18 protein-coding genes are annotated in these 19,413 nt (G+C 72.5%); 6 read left to right on the top strand and 12 right to left on the bottom strand.

The annotated features are described in order from the left end of the window. The gene (gene rhaI / locus ACIBPC_RS25655; RefSeq protein WP_398847866.1) at nt 1-1,161 is read right to left on the bottom strand and encodes an L-rhamnose isomerase; all 1,161 of its coding nucleotides are present in this window, start codon (nt 1,159-1,161) and stop codon (nt 1-3) included. A 200-nt stretch (nt 1,162-1,361) separates the two neighbouring features. Here rhaI and ACIBPC_RS25650 point away from each other — a divergent pair, with 200 nt between their 5' ends. Together ACIBPC_RS25650 and ACIBPC_RS25645 are read left to right on the top strand one after the other, a co-directional pair. After that, nucleotides 1,362-2,381 (top strand): LacI family DNA-binding transcriptional regulator, encoded by a 1,020-nt coding sequence (locus ACIBPC_RS25650; RefSeq protein WP_362966847.1) that lies wholly within the window; start codon nt 1,362-1,364, stop codon nt 2,379-2,381. A 29-nt stretch (nt 2,382-2,410) separates the two neighbouring features. Beyond that, nucleotides 2,411-2,833, top strand: a complete 423-nt coding sequence (locus tag ACIBPC_RS25645; protein WP_398847864.1) for a secondary thiamine-phosphate synthase enzyme YjbQ — start codon at nt 2,411-2,413, stop codon at nt 2,831-2,833. 546 nt (nt 2,834-3,379) lie between these two features. On the opposite strand, the gene ACIBPC_RS25640 is transcribed toward ACIBPC_RS25645, so the two are convergent. The 4 genes from ACIBPC_RS25640 to ACIBPC_RS25625 form a co-directional block, all read right to left on the bottom strand. Next, on the bottom strand, nt 3,380-4,897 hold the full coding sequence (locus ACIBPC_RS25640; RefSeq protein WP_398847862.1) for an MFS transporter: 1,518 nt from the start codon (nt 4,895-4,897) through the stop codon (nt 3,380-3,382). A gap of 299 nt (nt 4,898-5,196) precedes the next feature. Then, on the bottom strand, nt 5,197-6,144 hold the full coding sequence (gene sigJ / locus ACIBPC_RS25635; protein ID WP_398847860.1) for an RNA polymerase sigma factor SigJ: 948 nt from the start codon (nt 6,142-6,144) through the stop codon (nt 5,197-5,199). Between the two features lie 152 nt (nt 6,145-6,296). Continuing rightward, nucleotides 6,297-6,761, bottom strand: coding sequence for a hypothetical protein (locus ACIBPC_RS25630; RefSeq protein WP_398847858.1), 465 nt, complete (start codon nt 6,759-6,761; stop codon nt 6,297-6,299). Between the two features lie 99 nt (nt 6,762-6,860). Next, nucleotides 6,861-7,484 (bottom strand): hypothetical protein, encoded by a 624-nt coding sequence (locus tag ACIBPC_RS25625; RefSeq protein WP_398847857.1) that lies wholly within the window; start codon nt 7,482-7,484, stop codon nt 6,861-6,863. Nucleotides 7,485-7,631: 147 nt separating this feature from the next. Here ACIBPC_RS25625 and ACIBPC_RS25620 point away from each other — a divergent pair, with 147 nt between their 5' ends. From ACIBPC_RS25620 to ACIBPC_RS25610, 3 genes are all read left to right on the top strand, one after another. Next, on the top strand, nt 7,632-8,213 hold the full coding sequence (locus ACIBPC_RS25620; RefSeq protein ID WP_398847855.1) for a TetR/AcrR family transcriptional regulator: 582 nt from the start codon (nt 7,632-7,634) through the stop codon (nt 8,211-8,213). Between the two features lie 70 nt (nt 8,214-8,283). After that, the gene (locus ACIBPC_RS25615; RefSeq protein ID WP_398847853.1) at nt 8,284-9,489 is read left to right on the top strand and encodes a Cmx/CmrA family chloramphenicol efflux MFS transporter; all 1,206 of its coding nucleotides are present in this window, start codon (nt 8,284-8,286) and stop codon (nt 9,487-9,489) included. Nucleotides 9,490-9,622: 133 nt separating this feature from the next. Beyond that, the gene (locus ACIBPC_RS25610; RefSeq protein ID WP_398847851.1) at nt 9,623-10,498 is read left to right on the top strand and encodes an NAD(P)-dependent oxidoreductase; all 876 of its coding nucleotides are present in this window, start codon (nt 9,623-9,625) and stop codon (nt 10,496-10,498) included. A gap of 75 nt (nt 10,499-10,573) precedes the next feature. On the opposite strand, the gene ACIBPC_RS25605 is transcribed toward ACIBPC_RS25610, so the two are convergent. The 3 genes from ACIBPC_RS25605 to ACIBPC_RS25595 all read right to left on the bottom strand — a co-directional run bounded on the left by ACIBPC_RS25605 (nt 10,574) and on the right by ACIBPC_RS25595 (nt 12,825). Then, complete coding sequence (locus ACIBPC_RS25605) at nt 10,574-11,146, bottom strand: VOC family protein (protein ID WP_398847849.1); 573 nt, start codon at nt 11,144-11,146, stop codon at nt 10,574-10,576. 99 nt (nt 11,147-11,245) lie between these two features. Beyond that, entirely contained in the window at nt 11,246-12,094 is an 849-nt protein-coding gene (locus ACIBPC_RS25600) for a fumarylacetoacetate hydrolase family protein (protein ID WP_398847847.1), read from the bottom strand. 251 nt (nt 12,095-12,345) lie between these two features. Beyond that, nucleotides 12,346-12,825, bottom strand: coding sequence for an Lrp/AsnC family transcriptional regulator (locus ACIBPC_RS25595; protein ID WP_398847845.1), 480 nt, complete (start codon nt 12,823-12,825; stop codon nt 12,346-12,348). A gap of 193 nt (nt 12,826-13,018) precedes the next feature. Here ACIBPC_RS25595 and ACIBPC_RS25590 point away from each other — a divergent pair, with 193 nt between their 5' ends. Continuing rightward, nucleotides 13,019-15,346 (top strand): transketolase-like TK C-terminal-containing protein, encoded by a 2,328-nt coding sequence (locus ACIBPC_RS25590; RefSeq protein ID WP_398847843.1) that lies wholly within the window; start codon nt 13,019-13,021, stop codon nt 15,344-15,346. Nucleotides 15,347-15,390: 44 nt separating this feature from the next. Here ACIBPC_RS25590 and ACIBPC_RS25585 read toward each other — a convergent pair whose 3' ends face one another. From ACIBPC_RS25585 to ACIBPC_RS25570, 4 genes are all read right to left on the bottom strand, one after another. After that, nucleotides 15,391-16,578, bottom strand: a complete 1,188-nt coding sequence (locus ACIBPC_RS25585) for an amidohydrolase family protein (RefSeq protein WP_398847841.1) — start codon at nt 16,576-16,578, stop codon at nt 15,391-15,393. 192 nt (nt 16,579-16,770) lie between these two features. Next, a complete protein-coding gene (locus ACIBPC_RS25580; RefSeq protein WP_362967966.1) occupies nt 16,771-17,355 on the bottom strand; it encodes an NAD(P)H-dependent oxidoreductase in 585 nt (194 codons plus the stop codon). Between the two features lie 137 nt (nt 17,356-17,492). Then, nucleotides 17,493-18,167 carry a GntR family transcriptional regulator gene (locus tag ACIBPC_RS25575; protein WP_362967965.1) on the bottom strand — a complete coding sequence of 225 codons (675 nt, stop codon included), beginning with the start codon at nt 18,165-18,167 and terminating at the stop codon, nt 17,493-17,495. Nucleotides 18,168-18,296: 129 nt separating this feature from the next. Continuing rightward, nucleotides 18,297-19,397: an amidohydrolase family protein gene (locus ACIBPC_RS25570; protein ID WP_362967964.1), complete on the bottom strand. Its 1,101-nt coding sequence runs from the start codon at nt 19,395-19,397 to the stop codon at nt 18,297-18,299. Nucleotides 19,398-19,413 lie beyond the last annotated feature (16 nt).

The following is a 19,413-nucleotide window of genomic DNA, read 5'->3' as shown; positions in this document are numbered from 1 at the left end:
TCACGCCCCCCATCCGGCCTGGCGCCCGCCGACGCGCTCGGCCACGATTCGTTCCGCCCAGCCGCTGCGCGCGTACGCCGCCACAGGGTCCGGGTCCAGCCCCTGCCCGGCGCGCAGCTCGGCCAGCAGCGGACGGACATCTGTGTTGTACGCGTCCATCAGCACCGCGTTCGCGCCGAGCACGTCGCCCGCGCGCTGCGCCGCCGCCAGCGCCTCGCGGTCCACGAGCAGCGCCTTCGCCGTCGCCTCCTGCACGTTGAGCACCGAGCGGATGATCGCGGGGATCTTCGGCTCGATGTTGTGGCACTGGTCGAGCATGAACGCGACATCCGGCGTCAGACCGCCGCCGCGCACCACCTCGTACATGATCCGGAAGAGCTGGAACGGGTCGGCCGCCCCCGCCATCAGGTCGTCGTCCGCGTAGAACCGCGAGTTGAAGTCGAAGCCGCCGAGCTTCCCCTCGCGCAGCAGCAGCGCCACGATGAACTCGATGTTCGTGCCCGGCGCGTGGTGCCCCGTGTCCACGACCACGCGCGCCTTCGGCCCGAGCTTCAGGCAGTGCGCGTACGACGTGCCCCAGTCGGGGACGTCGGTCGTGTAGAAGGACGGCTCGAACAGCTTGTACTCCAGCAGGAGGCGCTGGTCCGCGCCCAGCCGCTCGTAAACGGCCGCCAGCGCCTCGGACAGCCGGTCCTGGCGCTCCCTGATGTCGTCCTGGCCTGGGTAGTTGGTGCCGTCCGCGAACCACAGCTTCAGGTCGCGCGAACCGGTCGCGTCCATGATGTCCACGCACTCCAGCAGGTGCGCGAGCGCCGCGCGCCGCGCCGCCGGGTCGGGGCTGCACACGCTGCCGAGGCGGTAGGCGTCGTCCTGGAAGACGTTGGCGTTGATCGTGCCGATGCGCAGCCCGAGGTCCCGCGCGTGGGTGGCGAGCGCCGCGTAGTCGTCCACCCGGTCCCAGGGGATGTGCAGGGCCACGCTGGGCGCGGCGCCGGTGAGGCGGTGGACCTGGGCCGCGTCCTCCAGCTTCTCCCGCGGCGTGCGGGGGACGCCCTCCTGGGCGAAGACCTTGAAGCGGGTGCCGGAGTTCCCGTAGGCCCACGAGGGGGTCTCCACGGCCTGGGAGGTCAGGGCCGCCGTGACGGCCGAAGGGACGGGCATGCGATCAGGGCTCCTGGGTGGTGACGGGAATGAATCGTTTCATCGAGGGGTGACGCTAGGGGCGGCGACCGGTACTGTCAAGCGGACTGCGCAGGTCAGGGGCGTCACCGCGCGTCCCGGCGCGGCGGCGCACCCGCCGGTGGTGCGTACGATGACCCGGCGGCGGGCGGCACGTGACGACGAGGAGCGGGGCACAGCACATGGCGCGGACGGTGGGGATCAAGGAAGTCGCCCGGCACGCCGGGGTCTCGGTCGGCACCGTCTCGAACGTCATCAACCGCCCCCACGCCGTCGCCGACGACACCCGCGAACGCGTGCAGGCCGCCATCGCCGAACTCGGCTACGTCCGCAGCGAGTCGGCCCGCCAGCTCCGCGCCGGGCAGAGCCGCATCATCGCCCTGCTCGTCCTCGACATGGCCAACCCCTTCTTCGTCGAGGTCGCCGCCGGGGCCGAACGCGTCGCCCGCGCCGCGCACCTCGGCGTGATGCTGTGTAACAGCGCCCAGAGCCCGTCGGAGGAGGCCGACTACCTGGGCCTGTTCGCCGAGCAGCGCGTCCGCGGCGTCCTCCTCACCCCGGCCGACATGTCGGGCCGCACGGTCGCCGGCTTCCGGCGGCACGGCATCCCGTTCGTCCTGGTGGACCGCGTCCTGCCCAGCGAGGAGGGCTGCTCGGTCTCGGTGGACGACGTGCTCGGCGGCACCCTCGCCGTCCGCCACCTGCTCGACCGGGGGCACACGCGCGTCGCCTACGTCAGCGGACCCATGTCGCTCCAGCAGTGCCGCGACCGCAGGGACGGCGCGCTCGCCGCCCTCGCCGGGGCCGGGCTCGACGCCTCGGCGCTCCAGCACGTCGAGGAGGAACGGCTCGACGTCGCCTCCGGCCGCGCGGCGGGCGCCCGCCTGCTGGCACTGTCCCCGCGCCCGTCCGCCGTCTTCTGCGCCAACGACCTGCTGGCCCTCGGCGTGCTCCAGGCCCTGTTCGCGGCGGGCGTGGGCGTGCCCGACGACATCGCCCTGGTGGGGTACGACGACATCGAGTTCGCCGCCGCGGCCGCCGTCCCGCTGACCTCCGTACGCCAGCCGGCCGCCCGGATGGGCCACCAGGCCGCCGAACTGCTCCTGGAGGAGACGGGCGAGGCCGCCGCCCACCGGCACCGGCGGATCGTCCTCGACCCCGAGCTGGTCGTCCGCGAGTCGAGCCGCCCCGCGCGCGGCTGAGCCGCCCGCCACCTCGTAGCGTGGACCCCATGAGCGACGCCTTCAGGACCACGGTCCTCCACGTCACGACCGGCTCCCGCGAGACCGTCAAGGACCTGACGCGCGCGTGCGAGTCGTTCCTCGCCGACACCGCGGCGGGCGCGGACGGCCTGCTGAACATCTTCGTGCCCCACGCGACGGCGGGCATCGCCATCCTGGAGACGGGCGCGGGCAGCGACGACGACCTCCTCGCCGCGCTGCGCGACCTGCTGCCGCCCGACGACCGCTGGCAGCACCGCCACGGCTCACGCGGCCACGGCCGCGACCACGTCCTCCCCGCCCTCGTCCCACCCCACGCGACCCTCCCGGTCATCCGGGGCCGCCTGGAACTCGGCACATGGCAGTCCATCTGCCTGGTCGACACGAACGGGGACAACCCCGACCGCCAGGTCCGGCTGAGTTTCCTCGGCTGAGCAGGACCGTCGTGGGCGCGTCCGTCGAAGTCCCGCGCGATACGGACCCGACGCGAGGACGTACTCACCGCGTCGAGCCGCTCCCGCATGCGGCCGAAGTCCTGCGGACCGTCGCCCGCCGCGGCCATGGACTGCACACTCGGTGCGCCTGAGCGAGGGTTTGTGGAATCGCAGGAAGCTGCGAACCTGACCCGTGCTTTCGGTCTGGATAACAGCCCTACCCCGTCGAGGACCGGCACGAGGACTCGGTCAGATCGGGATGTGCAGCGGGCCCCTGGACAGAAGGAGGAGGCGCCGGGCCTTTCTTCCTGCCCAGGGGCCCGGACCGGCCCCCGAGGTTGTTGCGTCAGCTCCTTGTCTTGGAGGGCGGGCTGCCCCTTCGTCTCGAACACGAGGTCGTCGGTCCGGAAGACAGCGGCTTGGCGCGTTCGCCGCGCCGGAGAGGTTCGCCGGCCTTGTGGTTACTCATGCTCCGCACACCGACAGCACCGTCTGAAGCAGCACTCGAACTCCGGAAGAACGTCGTCCGTGCGCGGCGCGGCCGTGTCAGACCCGGTCCGCAATCAGCGGCTCGGACTGCTCCTTCGCCATGCTGTCGCCCTCGGATGTGGGCAGGGGGCCGCTGCGCAGCATCACGGCGGTGATGATGGCGCCCAGGGCCAGCGCGCAGGCGGCCCAGAGGAAGACCACCGTGTAGCCCTCCAGCGCCGCCTGGTGGAGCTGGCTCCGGGAGGGTTCGCCCGCGACGTGGTCGGCCAGCCAGCCGGCGGCGGTGTCGGTGGCGATCGTGCTGAACAGCGCGGTGCCGATGGCGCCGCCGAGCTGCTGCCCGACGTTGACGGAGGCCGAGGCGACACCGGCGTCCTCCGGCGCGACTCCGGAGGTGCCGGTGTTCGCGGTCGCGGAGTAGATCAGACCCATGCCGATGCCGATCACGACGAGCGGGCCGAGCAGGGCGGACGCATAGGCGGAGTCCACCTCGATGAAGGTGAGCCAGGCCAGGCCGAGCGCGCTGACCACCAGACCGGAGGGGATCATGGGGCGGGGGCCGAGCTTGGGCACCAGGCGGGCGCCCGCGGCACCGGTCACCAGGATCGTGCACACCACCATCGGGAGCATGGCGGAGCCGGTCTTGATCGCCGAGTAGCCCAGGATGGTCTGCATGTAGAAGACGAGGAACAGCAGCAGGCTGAAGAAGCCCGCGCCGACGAACAGCGTGGTGAGGTAGGCGGCGCCGCGGTTGCGGTCGGCGACCACCCGGGGCGGCAGCAGCGGGTTCGCGGTGCGCGTCTGCCAGACCCAGAAGCCGGTCAGCATCAGGACACCGGTGACGAGGAAGCCCCAGGTCGAGGGCCCGCTCCAGCTGTCCTCGGCGTTGGAGAACCCGTAGACCAGGCAGAACAGGCCACCGGACGCGGCCACGACGCCCGGGATGTCCATGTGGGCGCCCTGCCGGGGCTGCTCGGTCAGCAGTGTGGCGCTGCCGAGGAACGCCACACCGGCGAAGACCAGGTTGATGTACATGCACCAGCGCCAGTTGAGGCTGTCCGTCAGCGCGCCGCCGATGATCAGGCCGAGGCTGCCACCGATCGCCATGACACCGCCGACGGCCCCGAACGCCTTGCCGCGCTCCTTGGGGCTGGTGAAGGTGGTGGCCACGACGGACATGCAGGCCGGTGACAGCAGTGCGGCGAAGGCGCCCTGGAGGGCCCGGGCCGCCACCAGGACGCCGAAGCTGTTCGCGGCCCCGCCGAGGATGGACGCGGCAGCGAAGCCGATCAGCGCGAGCAGGACCGACCGCTTGCGGCCGAGCACGGTGGTCAGTCGTCCGCCGAACAGCAGCAGGCTGCCCATCGGCAGCGCGTACGCGGTGACGATCCACTGCCGGTCGCCGTCCGTGAAGCCGAGGTCCTGCTGCGCGTCCGGAAGCGCGACGTTCATCACGGCCAGGTCGAGGCCGACCATGAGGTAGGCGCAGCAGACGGCGGCGAGGATGAGCCACCGTCTGGGGTCCGCAGCAGTCACTCCCGGCCCAGCCATGGGAGCCGCGCTCTGTGGTGCCATGATCTTCTCCTTGTTCCGATTCCATGAACTCCGGGCCTCATCCCTACGACGACGCAGCTGTCGGCTTTGTGAGGTCACGGCACGTGGTGAGCGGGGCCGGTCCGGTCGGGGATCAGCGGTCCTGGCCGTCGGCGGCCCGGTGGCGGATCTCGTTCAAGGGCTTCTCGATCTCCGGTTCCGCCGGACCGAGAAGTCGATGCCGTGGAACGTGGCAGCTCAGCGCGTCCTCCTAGGCGGCCGGGATCGACCGCACCGGGGCGTGTGAGTACGTTCCGGTCGAGCGGGAGGCTCGGCGCGGGTCAGTCCTCCTCGCCGGCCCGCCAGTGCCGCAGCTTCTCGGGGTTGCGCATGGCCCAGATGCGGGTGATGCGGTCGTCGTCGGCCTCAAGCGCCATCACGCTCACGATCACGCCGTCCCGCTGGATCACGAGTCCGGGCCGGCCGTTGACCATACGCTCCAGGATGGCCAGGTCGGGGATCCGCGAGCGCAGGGCGACGAGGCCGTGCGCGATCGCCGCGGCTCCCTCCACGGAGCGGGCGCCGGCCTCGACGAGGCCGCCGGTGTCGGCGACCGACAGGGCGCCGGGGTCGAGCAGGTTGATGAGGGCGTCGACGTCCTTGGCCTCCCAGGCCTGCCGGAAGTCGCGGACGATGACGGCCTGTCGACTGCTGGGCCGGTGGGGGGCCTGGGCGTCGCGGATCCGGCGGCGTGCCGACGTGGCCAGCTGACGGCAGGCGGCCGGGGTGCGGCCGACGATGTCGGCGATGTCGTTGAAGGGGTAGCGGAACACGTCGTGGAGGATGAACGAGACGCGTTCGGCGGGGGTGAGCGATTCCAGGACGACGAGGAAGGCCATGGTGACCGACTCGTCGAGGGTGATGCGTTCGGCGGGGTCGGGTTCGGCGCCCGCGGGCCGGACCGCGGTCCACTCGGTGCGGTCGGGCACGGGCTCCGGCACCCATTCGCCCACGTAGGTCTCACGGCGGGCCCGTGCCGAGCCGAGCAGGTCGAGGCAGATGCGGCTGGCGACCTTGGCCAGCCAGGAACCCGGCGAGTTGATGGCCCGTTGCTGCGAGGGCGTCATGGCGTACCAGCGGACGTACGCCTCCTGGACGACGTCCTCTGCGTCGGTCACGGAGCCCAGGAGGCGGTAGGCGAGGTTGATCAGCCGGCGCCGCTCGCCCATGATCGTGTCCAGGCTCGGGTCGAGCTGCTCCTCGTGCCCCTGCGGGGATCGGCTGGTCATGCTGGCAGTCTCCTCGGATCGTGCGGATGCCGTCACCGGAGAAGACGAGACAGCACCGTCGGCTGTGAGGCCAGCAGCTGGGCAGCACGAAGCGGTCACAACGGCCGTGCCGCCGTGACCGCGCGGGGGCGAGGGGCCCCGTCCCCGCCGAGTCAGGCAGAGGCGGAGCTGTCCGCCACACGCAGGGAGAAGGCCCGCATGACGAGGATCGCCTCCATCGCGCAGAGGGCGACGCCGAGCGTGACGTGGCCGGCGAGCGAACTCTCCAGACCGAGGTAGGTCTGGGTGAAGGTGACCAGCAGGATGCCGACGGTCGCCTTCAACGGCCAGGTCAGTCGGCGGTTGCGGCGCCACAGCAGGACGGCGGCCACGACCTGGACGGACACCAGGAACTCGAAGACGTAGGCGTTGTGGCCGTGCGGATCGATCGAGTCGAGATCGCCGTTCAGCAGCATTCCGGCCAGGAGGCCCTGCAACAGGGTGTCAAGACAGGCGAGAGCCGCTACGACCCGCAGCAGCGTCACCGCGCCCCGGCCGTCCACCGCCTCGGCCATCGGGATGACCGCGGTACCCGCTCCGGCACGGGAGGGCGCGCTCTCGGAAGAGGTGTCGTGCATGGAAGTCCCCATCTGCAGTTGCCACTTGGCCTTCGGCACACTTGACAGACGACACGGCTCGCAGGTTTGTGAGGTCGCGCCGACGCGTGCCGTGCCAGCTCACATCCCGTCCACCCTTGGCCCGGCGCCGCGCTCGCCTTCCAGCAACTGCTCACCTGCCACGGTTGCGGGGAGATCTCCCGGGGTGAGCGCCGCGAGCACCCGTTCACCTCCATGGGGCAGTGGGAAATCCGCCTCCGGCGAGGCCGGCGGCCAGGTCGGGGACACCGGAGGTCGGGACACGAACGGGGACAACCCCGACCGCCGTGTCGGGCTGTCCTTCCCGGGCTGACGGGGGACGTTCCGGGTCCGGCGCCACCGAGAGCCGACCGACGGCGGGCACCAGCACCCGTGCTCGACACGGACTGGGCGGCCACCGGTGCGGACACCGACGAGTACGGCAACCAGCCGCCCGCCACAATCGGCGTTGCGTGCCAGGATCAGCGGGCTCCGGGGCGGAACCGCCGCGCCTGCCAGGGCGAGGATGAGCAGCGCCCAGGGGAAGGCCGTGGCGCCGGTCGCGTCGAGCAGGAGGCCGCCCGCGACTGCGAGGCTGAAGACGATGACCAGCATGGACTGGGTGATGTCCGCTTCCTCGCCCGCGGCGTCGGCGGTGGCTTTGCAGCAGGGTCGGCGCGCCGCCGAGGTGACGCCCCAGCAGATGAGGCCGATGGTGGCGGCCACGGGCGAGTGGGTCCCGAAGCCGGCCGGAGTGCATCCGCGAACGAGTGTGAAGTGCCGAGGACTGCACATGACCACGGGGATGGTCGATCGAGGAAGGGTCTCCGGAGGATTTTTTAACGAACGTTCCAAACATGCTAGCGTGCGCTCATGGCTCGCTCTCGTGGCTTCGACATCGACCTCGTCCTCGACGCCGCCATGGGCGCTTTCTGGGATCGCGGATACGCCGAGACATCGGCCCAGGACCTGGTGGACGGCACTGGCCTGGGGCGCGGCAGTCTGTACAACGCCTTCGGCAGCAAGCACGGCCTGTTCGAGGCCGCCCTGCGGCGGTACGACGAGCAGACGTCGGCGCCGACCATGCGTCGCCTCGAAGACGAGGGGCGTCCGGCCATGGAGCGGCTGCGGGAGTTCCTGGAGTCGGTGGTGCGCGAGGAGACCGCGCCCACCCCAGGGCGCCGGGGCTGCCTCGTCGTCAATTCCGCCATGGAGCTGGCCGGCCGGGACGAGAAGGTCGCGGAGGTGGTGCGGCGCACCTTCGAGCGCATGGAGAACGCGCTGACCACCTGCGTCCGGCACGGCCAGGCCGAGGGGGTGATCGGGGCGGACCGGGATCCGCGGGAGCTGGCGCAGTACCTGCTCAGCTCCATGTACGGGCTGCGCGTCATGGGCAAGGTCGCCGACCGGCAGGTGATGTCCGGCGTCGTCGAGAAGGTCCTGCTGTCGCTCTGAGAGCCCCCGCGTCACGCGGGGGCTTTTTGCCGCGCCTATTTTGGAATGTTCGTTCAAAGAAGGGGGCGGCATGCCCGCTGCCGTGTACGTGCTCGGCCTGACTGTCTTCTGCATCGGCACGACCGAGTTCATGATCTCCGGACTCCTGCCCGACCTGGCGGCCGACCTGGCGGTGTCGGTCCCGACGGTGGGGCTGCTGATCTCGGGATACGCCCTCGGTGTCGCCGTCGGCGGCCCGCTCCTGACCGTGGCCACCCTGCGGGTGAACCGCAAGACTTCCCTGGCCGGACTGCTGGTGCTGTTCATCCTGGGGCAGACCCTGGGGGCACTGGCACCCGGCTACGGGGTCCTGATGGCGGGGCGCGTGATCGCGGCCCTGGCCCAGGGGGCGTTCTTCGGAATCGGCTCCATGGTGGCGGTGGACCTCGCGGGACCGGAACGCCGGGGCAAGGCCCTGGCCGTCATGTTCGCGGGCCTGACCGTGGCCAACGTGTTCGGCGTCCCCGCGGGGACCTTCCTCAGCCTGCACGCGGGATGGCGCGTCAGCTTCTGGGTGGTCGACGCCCTCGCCGTCGTGGCGCTCCTCGGGGTCTCCACCCTGGTGCCGCGTCGTCCGAGCACGCCGCACGCGGGGATACGCGCCGAGCTGGCCGCCTTCCGCAACCCGCGTGTGTGGGTGGCCCTGACGACGTCGATGCTCACCCAGGCCGCGATCTTCTGCTGCTTCAGCTACCTCTCACCCCTGTTCACCGACGTGAGCGGCTTCTCCTCCGCGGCCGTGCCGCCGCTGCTCGTGCTCTTCGGTGTCGGATGTTTCGCGGGCAGCATGGTGGGCGGCAGGTTCGCCGACCGCGCCCTGCTCCCGAATCTGTACGTCGGCACCGCGGTCATGGCGGTTGCCCTGGCCGCGCTGGCGGTGGCCGCGCCCCACGGGGCCGCCACGGTCGTGCTGCTCGTGGTCTTCGGGCTGGCGGCCTTCTCCATCAACCCCGCCCTGCAGGCGCAGGTGATGAAAGAGGCGGGAGAGGCGTCCACGCTGGCCACCACCACCAACACCTCGGCCTTCAACATCGGGAACACCCTGGGCCCCTGGCTGGGCGGACTGGTCATCTCCGCGGGTCTCGGCTACACGGCACCGGCCTGGGTGGGCGCGCTGCTGGCGGTCGCGGGGCTCGGGTCGGTCGCCGTCTCCGACGCCCTGCGACGCCGTGCACGGCGCGGCGTTCCCGCTATCCCGTGGCCTGCGGCAGCGCCCGTACTCACCGAAGCGCGCTGATGTCCGGTGCGCGGCAGGCGGTACGAGCGAGCGGGCCTTCCGGAACACGAACACCTGAACACGTCGTCAACCTGGCCGCGTCGTGCCCAGGTTGAAGCGACACGAGAAATTGCGAACCCTTGAGGAGGGTGACATGTCCGACAACAAACCGGTCGTCGCGATTCTGGGTACCGGCATCATCGGGGCCCCGGTCGCACGCAACCTGAGCAGGAACGGCTTCACCGTGCGGGCCTGGAACCGCACCAGGAGCAAGGCCGAGGCACTGGCCGCCGACGGCGTCCTGACCGCCGGTACCCCGGCCGATGCGGTCAGGGGAGCTGATGTCGTCCTCACCGTCCTCAACGACGGCCCGCGCGTCCTCGACGCCATGCGGGGCGCCGAGCCCGCTGTGACCGCAGGGACGATCTGGGTGCAGGTCAGCACCGTGGGCGAGGCCGTCGACGAACTCGCCGCCTACGCCGCCGGGAGAGGGCTCGTGTTCATCGACGCTCCCGTGCAGGGCACCCGGCAGCCCGCCGAACTCGCGGAGCTGGTCGTCATGGCGGCCGGCCCGCAGTCCGCACGCCCCACCGTGCAGCCCCTCTTCGACGCCATCGGATCGCGCACCCTCTGGGTCGGCGAGGACGGTGCGTCCGGTGCGGCCAGCCGCCTGAAGCTGGTCCTGAACACCTGGGTCGTGGCGCTGACCCACGGCGTGGGGGAGTCCCTCGCGCTCGCCGGACGACTGGGCGTGGACCCACAGCACTTCGTCGATGTCGTCAGCGGCGGCCCCATGGACAGCGGCTACTTCAGGGGCAAGTCCGCGGCCATCCTCCGGGACGACTGGACCACCAGCTTCTCCGTCGACAACGCCGCGAAGGACGCGCGCCTCGTCCTGGAGGCGGCCGAGCGCGCCGGGGTCCGCCTGGACACGGTCGAGGCCGGTCACCGGCGCTTCCTGCGCGCCTCCGCGCAGGGGCACGGCGCCCAGGACATGGCCGCCGGCTACTTCGCCGGTTTCCCCGCCTGACGGCCACGCGCCCACGGCGCGAAGCCGGGCGGCCGCCCCGGCCAGGGCGGCGGGGCGGCCGCCCTGGCCGGAGGCTCAGGCGGCTCCGGAGAGGACCAGCATCGGGTCGGGGAGGGCGCTCCTGAGTGCCCAGGAGCGGTGGATCAGTTCTTCCACGGAGGCTCCGGCGCGGCGGGCGGTGAGGAGTTCCTCGGGGTCGAACGCGGGGCCGACCGCGTCCGCGCTGTACTCCGGGCCGTTCATGTAGCCGGTGGCCTCGTCCGGGTCGGCGAAGTTGTCGATCTGCATCTCGACGAAGTTGCCGTCCGGGTCCTGGTAGTACATGGACGTGGTGACGCCGTGCGCGATGGACACCGCCGGGGTGATGCCCTTGTCGCGGAGCTGCTCGTAGCGGGCGAGCAGGTCGTCGAGGTGCTCGAAGGTGAACGCCGTGTGGTGCGCGGCGGCCGTCGTGGGAGTCTTGCGCTCCAGCGGGACGGGCGGGGTGAGCAGGGCGATGCGGTGGTGCTCCTCGTCGTACGTGATGAAGCACAGGCTGTCGTTCTGGAACACCACGTGTCCGTCGAGAACGGAGCAGTACCAGTCCCGCATCCCGCCGGGGTCGCTGGTCTGGAACACCACGTGGGCGAGCTTCGGAGTTGCGGTCATCCGATCCTCCTCGATCGAATCTGCGGGGTGCCCACCCGGTGGTGGGTGTCCGCCGCCGGCCGGTGGGGTCGTACGGGGGTGCGGGCGGTCGGCCCGGGGTCAGCTCTCCGCGACGAAGCGCTGGCGCAGTTCGCCGATGCCCTCGATCGTGCTGACCAGTTCGTCGCCGGGAGCGAGCCAGCGCTGCGGGTCGCGGCCCAGGCCGACGCCGCCCGGCGTTCCGGTGAACACGACGTCCCCCGGCAGCAGGGGGATCACCGAGGACAGCCGGGCGATCAGCTCGGGCACGGAGAAGATGAGGTCGTCCGTGCGGCTCTTCTGGACCTCCTCGCCGTTGACGGTGCAGCGCAGCCCCAGGTCGTCCGGGTCGTCGAACTCGTCGGGGGTGACCACGTGCGGGCCGATGGGCGCGAAGCCGGGGAAGGACTTGCCGAGACTGAACTGCGGGGAGGGCCCGTCGAGCTGGGTGACGCGCTCGGAGATGTCCTGCCCCACGGTGAGGCCGGCGACATGGCCCCACGCCGCGTCGGCGGCGACGCGGTGGGCGCGGACGCCGATCACCGCGACGAGTTCGATCTCCCAGTCGGTGTGGCCGCCGCGCGGCAGGGTCACCTCGGTCACCGGACCGGTGACGCTGGTCGGGAACTTGGTGAAGACGGGCGGCATGTTCTCGGGCAGTGCGAAACCGGATTCGGCCGCGTGGTCGCGGTAGTTGAGGCCGGCGGCGACGACCTGGCGGGGCGCGGGCGCCGGGGCGCCCAGCAGCGCGGCGTCGAAGGCGGTTCCCTCGGGCAGGCGTGCCTCGGCCGCCCACCCGCGGAACTCCTCCCACCGCTCGTAGACGGCCTGCGGATCCGCGGCGAAGCGGCCACCGCTTGCCGTCTCGACGTCGACGGCCAGTCCGTCGACGACGAGGACCAGGCGGCCGGAGAGATTGGCGATGCGCACGGAGTTGCTCCTGTGTTCCTGGGGGGATGGGCTGCCGGACGGGCGCGGTGAGCGCGTGGTGGGCCGTGCGCGTACACCGGCGGCCGTGACGCGGTGCCGGAGGGCGCGTGAGCGCCGGCCGCCGTGGCCATGCGGTCCTCCTCGTGCGGCGACGTCGCCTTGTGCTGCCGCTCACAGTAGAGCGCTATATGTGATAACAGCAAGGCGGCGGCGCACGGATTTTCCGGCCGGGTACGGGCCTCGCCCCCGCGTCAGCGCGCGGCGGCCCGGCGCAGCAGCGGGGCGATCCGGTAGTCGACCATCTGGCGCATCACGAGCGCCGTGCTGGTGCGCTCCACCCCGGGGATGCCGAGGATGTGCCCGGCCACGCGGTACAGGTCCTCGGCGTCGGTCGCGACCACGTGGACCAGCAGGTCGGTGTCGCCGGTCAGCCCGTACGCCTGGAGGACCTCGGGGATCGCCGCGAGCGCCCCGGCGACCTCGTCCAGCCTGCGCTGGGACACCCGGGTCGTCACGAACGCGGTGAGCGGATACCCGACGACCGCCGGGACGACGCACCGTTCGAACGACTCCACCGCGCCCGTGCGGCCGAGCGCCGCCAGACGTGCCTGGACGGTGTTGCGGCTCAGGCCGCTCGCCTCGGCGAGCGCCACCGTGGTGGCCCGCGGCCGGGCGGCGAGGGCCAGGAGCAGGCGCGCGTCGGTCGGATCGATCCGCTCTGGACTGGGCACGGTGCGCACCTTCCTGGGCCGGGAGGCCGGGGGATTGGGCATTCTGCGTAATTTCCTCACGGGTTCTTGAACGCCGGCGCGGCCCGGTGGTCTCCTCGTCCGCAACGAGCCCGCTCCCGGCAGGACGCCGCCCGCGATCAGGCCGTGGGCGTCCCCCGGCCGGGGCGTGCCGAGCGTGAGGAGACCCGCCGCCATGACCACCGCACCCGCCGCCCCCCGGCGGACCACGGACGCCGCCCTCGGCGCGCTGCGCGAGATCGAGGACCGCGTCCTGTGGCTGTCCACCGCGATCGTCCACCACGCCAACCGGGTGCGCCCCAACCCGTCGGGGCTCAAGGTCGGCGGCCACCAGGCCTCGTGCGCCTCGATGGCGTCCCTCATGACCGCCCTGTGGTTCCGCCACCTGCGCCCCGAGGACCGGGTCTCCGTCAAGCCGCACGCCTCGCCCGTCCTGCACGCCGTCAACCACCTGCTCGGCGAGCTGGACGCCTCCTACCTGCCCACGCTGCGCGCCTTCGGCGGGCTGCAGAGCTATCCGAGCCGCACGAAGGACCCCGACCCGGTCGACTACTCCACCGGGTCGGTGGGGATCGGCGCCACGGCGACGATCTGGGGCGCCCTGGCCCGCCGCTACGCCGCCGGGGCCACCGGCGGGCGCTTCGCCGGACGGCAGTACGCGCTGGTGGGCGACGCGGAGCTGGACGAGGGCGCCGTGTGGGAGGCGGTGCTCGACCCGCAGGTCGCCGGGCTGGGCGAACTGGTGTGGATCGTCGACCTGAACCGCCAGTCCCTGGACCGCGTCGTGCCGGACATGGCCGCCGGGCGCCTGCGCGGCATGTTCGCCGCCGCCGGGTGGCAGGTGCTCACGCTCAAGTACGGCACGCTCCTGGAGGACCTTTTCGCACGTCCCGGCGGGCACGCCCTGCGGGACCGCATCGACGACATGCCGAACCCCGAGTACCAGCGCCTGCTGCGCTGCCCGGCCGACGAGTTGCGCACACGGCTGCCGGGCAGCGGTCCCGGGGCGCCGTCGATCGCCCGCCTCCTCACGGGGACGGACGACGCGACGCTGATGGAGGCGGTCCGCAACCTCGGCGGCCACGACCTGGCCGCCCTCGACGCGGCCCTCTCCGACGTGGACGACCAGCGGCCCACGGTGATCCTCGCCTACACCGTCAAGGGCTACCGCCTCCCCACCCAGGGGCACCCGCAGAACCACTCCTCCCTGCTGACCGAGCAGCAGATGCGCGAACTGGCCGACGCGGTGGGCGCCGACGCCGACAACCCCTGGGCAGGCCTCGCCGCCGGTTCCGCGGCGGCACGGCTGTGCGCCGAGACCGCGGCGCGGCTGCGCCGGGACAGCGTCCCGGTGACGGCACCCCCCGCGATCCCCGCGGACATCGGCCGCACCCCCACGGGCGTGGCGACGACCCAGGCCGCCCTGGGCCGGGCGCTGCTCGACCTGACCCGCGCCGCACCGGAGGCGGCCCGGCGGGTGGTGACGGTCAGCCCGGACGTCAGTTCCTCGACCAACCTGGGCGGCTGGGTCAACAAGGTCGGCGTCTGGTCCCCGGCCGAGCGCGTGGACTGGTTCGCCGACGACGCGGAGACCATCCTGCACTGGCGGGAGCGGCCGACCGGCCGGCACATCGAACTGGGCATCGCCGAGACCAACCTGGTCGGCCTCCTCGGCGAACTCGGCGCCACCTGGAGCCGCTGGGGCGAACCGCTGCTGCCCATCGGGGTGATGTACGACCCGTTCGTCCAACGCGCCCTGGAGCCCTGGTCGTTCGGCATCTACGCCGGTGGCAGGTCGATCCTCGTCGGGACCCCCTCCGGCGTCACCCTCGCGCCGGAGGGCGGCGCCCACCAGTCCGTCACCACGCCCTCCCTCGGCATCGAGCAGCCGGGCTGCACCACGTGGGAGCCCGCGTTCGCCCTCGACACCGAGTGGACGCTCCTGGCCGCGCTCGCACGCCTCGGCAGGCCCGACGGCGGCTCCGCCTACCTGCGGCTGTCCACCCGCCCCGTCGACCAGACGCTCGCCGCCGTCCCCACCGACCCGGCGGCCAGGGAACGCCGCCGGAGGCAGGTCGTCGCGGGCGCCTACCCGCTGCGCCGCGAGGAAGGCGCCCGCGTCACCCTCGCGGCGATGGGCGCCATGGTGACCGAGGCGCTGGGTGCGGCGGACCGCCTGCGGAACCTGGGCGTCCCGGCCGACGTCGTCTGCGTGACCAGCCCGGGGCTCCTCTACCGGGCCCTCGACGCGCGGGCCGGGCAGGGGGAGGCGCCCGACTGGATCCTCGGCCAGGCGTTCCCGGCGGAGCGCGCGACGCCGCTCGTCACCGTGCTGGACGGGCACCCGCATACGCTCGCGTTCCTGGCCGCGATCCACCGCGTCCCCAGCCGGCGGCTCGGCGTGACGCGCTTCGGCCAGTCCGGCTCCCTCGACGAGGTCTACCGCCACCACGGGATCGACACCGACAGCATCGTCGCCGCCGCGCTCGACCTCACCCAGTGAACCGCAGGACCGTCCGCGCGTGACGCGCTGTCGGGCCATCGCGGTCACGCCGCGGGGACGTGCTCGATCCCGCCGACCCACACGCGCAGGACGTCGCGGGTCGCCGTGATGTCGGCCAGGGGATCGCCGCCGACCAGCAGGAGGTCGGCCCGGTACCCGGGGCGGACGGCGCCGCGGTCCCGCAGCCCGAACGACTGGGCGGGCAGGCTGGTCGCCGCCCGCAGCGCCTCACGGGCGGTCAGCCCGGCCCGGACCAGCAGCTCCAGCTCGTGGTGCATGCTGTGGCCGAACGGCGGCTGCACCGGTATGCCGGGTGTGAGGTTGGCGTCCGTGCCCGCCAGGACGCGGGCCCCGGCCCGGCGCAGCGCGGCGACGCTGCCCTCGGCGGCCGCGTAGTCCATGCCGGGGATCCCGAGGCCCGCGAAGCCCTCCATCATGGTCAGCGTGGGGACGGCGACGGTGAGCGTGGCGGCGTACCGCTCCGCCAGCGCGGGCGACAGCGGGCGGTCGAGGGGGACGTGGTGGATCATGCCGACGCCCGCCGCCAGGGCCCGTTCGACCGTGGCGGTGCTGGTCGCGTGGGCCATGACCGCCTTGCCGAGGGAACGGGCCGCCGCCGTCACGGCCTGGACGGTCTCCGGCGCCGGGCCGGACTCCTCGATGACGACCTTGATGTAGTCCGACCCCTCGGCGACCCGGGCCCGTACGAAGTCGTGTGCCTGCTCGGGGCCGGTCAGCACGGCGTCCTGGGGGAAGCCCGGCAACTGGCTCTGCGGGCTCCCCGGCGCGACGGCCGGGGTGCCCGCGCTGCGGATGTCGGTCAGGCCGGGCAGCCCGCGCAGCGCGTCGGCGGCCGAGGGCGGGAAGCAGGCCATGTCCAGGGCGGTCGTCACGCCGGAGGCCACGAGCTGCCGGAGCGTGGCCACGTCCCGCAGGTGGAGGTGCGCGTCGATCAGGCCAGGGAGCAGGACCGCGCCCTGGCAGTCGATCCTGCGCGCGCCGAGGGCGACGGTGCCGATCCGGCCGTTGTCGACGACCACGGTGCGCGGTGCGGTGATCCGGTTGCCGTCGAAGACCCGGACGCGGGTCAGCGCGACCCTGTCGCCGGCGGCGGCGGTCCGTTCCCCGGCGTGCGCGGCGCCCGCGCCGAGGGCCTGCGCTCCCGCCACGGTGATTCCGGCGGCCGTGGCCGTCCTGAAGAAGTCACGCCTGTTGCTGTCGCTGACGCACATCGTCGTGCCTTTCTGCCGGGCGGGTGCGGGAGCCGGGGCGTCCGTGCCTCCGCGCCTCCGCCGGGGGCGGCCAGGATGGACCGACCGTAGCCGCTATATGTGATAACAGCAATGCTCCGGATGCGCCCGGTGGAAGCCGGACGGGGTGGGCGCGGGGGCGGGCCGCTCAGGCGCCGCGCTTGCCGGCGCCCGTCACGACGACTGCGGCACCCCGGACGCGCGGAGGGGGCGGAGCGCGGCCGCCACGCGGGTCAGTTCGTCGAACATGGCTTTCGCCGAGGAGGTCATGACCTCGTTGGGCGCGAGCCGGCCGTCCTCGACGAACCCGTGGGCGAAGGGGATCGACACCGCTTCGGCGAGGGGCGTCATCTTCAGCGTCGTGACCACCTGCTTGATCATCTGGGCCGCGCGGGTCCCGGCGGAGACGCCTCCGTAGCTCACCAGGCCGACGGGCTTGTACTTCCACTCCTCGTGCAGGTAGTCGATCGCGTTCTTGAGCTCGGCGTTGTAGCCGTAGTTGTACTCCGGCATGACGAACACGAACGCGTCGGCCTCGCGCACCTTGGCGCTCCAGTCGCGGGTGTGCTGGTGGGTGTAGCGGCCGAGGCGCGGGTGGTGGGGCTCGTTCATGAACGGCAGGTTCAGCTCGGCCAGATCGACCACCTCCACCTCGCCGAAGCCGCCGTGCTCCACCGCCTGGGCCGCCACCCACTCGCTGATCACCGGACCGATGCGCCCGGGCCGCGTGCTCGCCGTGATGATCTCCAGCTTGGCCACTGTCACTCCTGTTCGCCGGACGGGCGCTCCGGGGCCGGACGGCGCCCGGTCGTCACACCGTCAGGTCAATTCAACATGATGATTATCCGGATCATGAAGCGGCCTGGGGCGGAACGCCGGGGAGCGACCGGCGGCGGTCAGGAGAGGGCCGAGACGGCGATCTTCTCGTTCCGGGCGAGGTGCTGCTCGACGGCGTCCGCGACCGCGGCCGGGTCGCGGGTGCGGAACGCGGCGACGAGGTCCGTGTGCGCCTTGCCCCGCCGTTCGTGCTCGGCCGGGTCGGGGTCGAGCCGGCCGAAACCGATGCGGATGTACCGCTCCTCGGCCCGCCACAGGGTGGTGAGGATGCGGATGTCCCAGGCGGTCGCGGCGGGCGCCAGGAGCGCGAGGTGGAAGGCGTGGTGGTCGTCGTAGATGTCGGCCATGCCGTGCTCCCCGGCGCCGAAGCCGGCCGCCTGCGAGTCCAGGCGGTCCAGCTCCTCGTCCGCCAGGAGGCCGCACGAGCGCCCGGCGATCTCCGGCTCCAGGGCGCGCCGGAGACGGTAGATGCCGCGCAGGTCGTCGAGGTCGAGCGGTGCCACGACGGCGCTGCGGCCCGGCCGCATGATGACCAGGCCCTCGCTCTCCAGACTGCGCAGCGCCTCGCGGATCGGGATGAAGCTGATGTCGAGCATGCCGGCCAGCTCGCGCAGCGAGTACTCGGCGCCGGGGGCCAGGTCGCCGGCCAGGATCGCCCGGCGCAGCTCCTCGGTGGCCTGCTCCACGACCGACCGCGACGTGATGGGCCGAAGGACCCCTCGGGGTGTCGCCACGGTGTTTACCTCGCTTCGGCCGGTGGTCGGCATCAACTATAGCGAGGCCCCGATGGCGGGCCGCGTGCATGTCAGACCGCACGGCGGCCCGCCCGTCCGGGTGGTCCGTCCCTCGCGCCGTGCGGGCGGCTACAGCCGCAGGAGGCGTTCGGCGTTGCGGTGGGCGATCTTCTCGCGGTGCCCGGCGGGCAGGCGCGCGCCGCGCAGGAACCCGACGGCCTGGGCGCTCCGTTCGAAGGGGTAGTCGATGGCGAAGAGCACGTTGTCGATCCCCACCGCCTTGATCGCGGCCTGCAGCATGTCGTCGTCCATCACCCCGGAGGTGGTGATGGCGACGTTGTCGACGAGGTACTCGGAGGGCTTCCTCCGCAGTGCCACGCGGGTGGTGATGTTCTGGATCTGCACGTCGAGGCGGGACATGTGGAAGGGCAGGAACTCGCCCATGTGGCCCACGATGAGCCGGGCCCCGGGGAAGTCGTCGAAGACCCCGCCGAGGATGATCCGCAGGGCGTGCCCGCCGGTCTCGGCCGCCCAGCTGTAGAGGGGGCCGACGAGTTCGGGCCGGTCGTGCGTGAGTCCCCAGTCGCCGGCGGGTGCCGGAGTCGGATGGAGGTAGAGGGCGGCGCCCAGTTCCTCCAGCACGGCCCAGACCTCGCGGAACTGCGGCTCGTCCAGATAGTGCCCGTTCGTGTGGCCGTTGACGAGGAACCCGGCCATCCCGAGGTCGTCCATGGCGCGCCTGGCCTCGCGCACCGCCGCCTGGGGGTTCTGCAGGGGGAGCGCGGCGAGGCCGCCGAAGCGCGTGGGGTGCGCGGCGATGATGCCGGCCAGCGCGTCGTTGGCGTGCTGCGCGTCCCGGACGGCGATGGCCGCGTCCGGCTGCATCTGCACGCCGGGCGGGGTGAGGGACAGGACCTGCATCGTGACGCCGTTCTCGTCCATGTCGGCGAGGCGGTACTCGGTGATGTCGGGGAGCCGTTCCATCCACCGCGCGGCGACCTCGGGCCGGAAGGGGATCGCGCCGTTGAGGGCGGTGCCCTGGGTGATGAGGCCCGGCAGCATGACGGCCTCCTCGATCGCGATGATCTTCAGGCGGCCGCCCCCGCCGGGCCTGCCGCCGTGAGCCTGGGCGACGCCCGGGGCCGCCAGCGCGGAGGCGCCCGCGAGGGCGCCGCCCGTCCCCGCGGCGGTGTTCAGGAGCTGACGCCTCGTCCAGTTGCGAGCGTTCATGGGTGCTGTGTCCTTG

The sequence above is a fragment of the Streptomyces sp. NPDC049879 genome (assembly GCF_044461265.1).
Taxonomy (GTDB): domain Bacteria; phylum Actinomycetota; class Actinomycetes; order Streptomycetales; family Streptomycetaceae; genus Streptomyces.
Note: the sequence above shows the minus strand (reverse complement) of the source record. Positions and strands in the feature narration are given on the sequence as shown.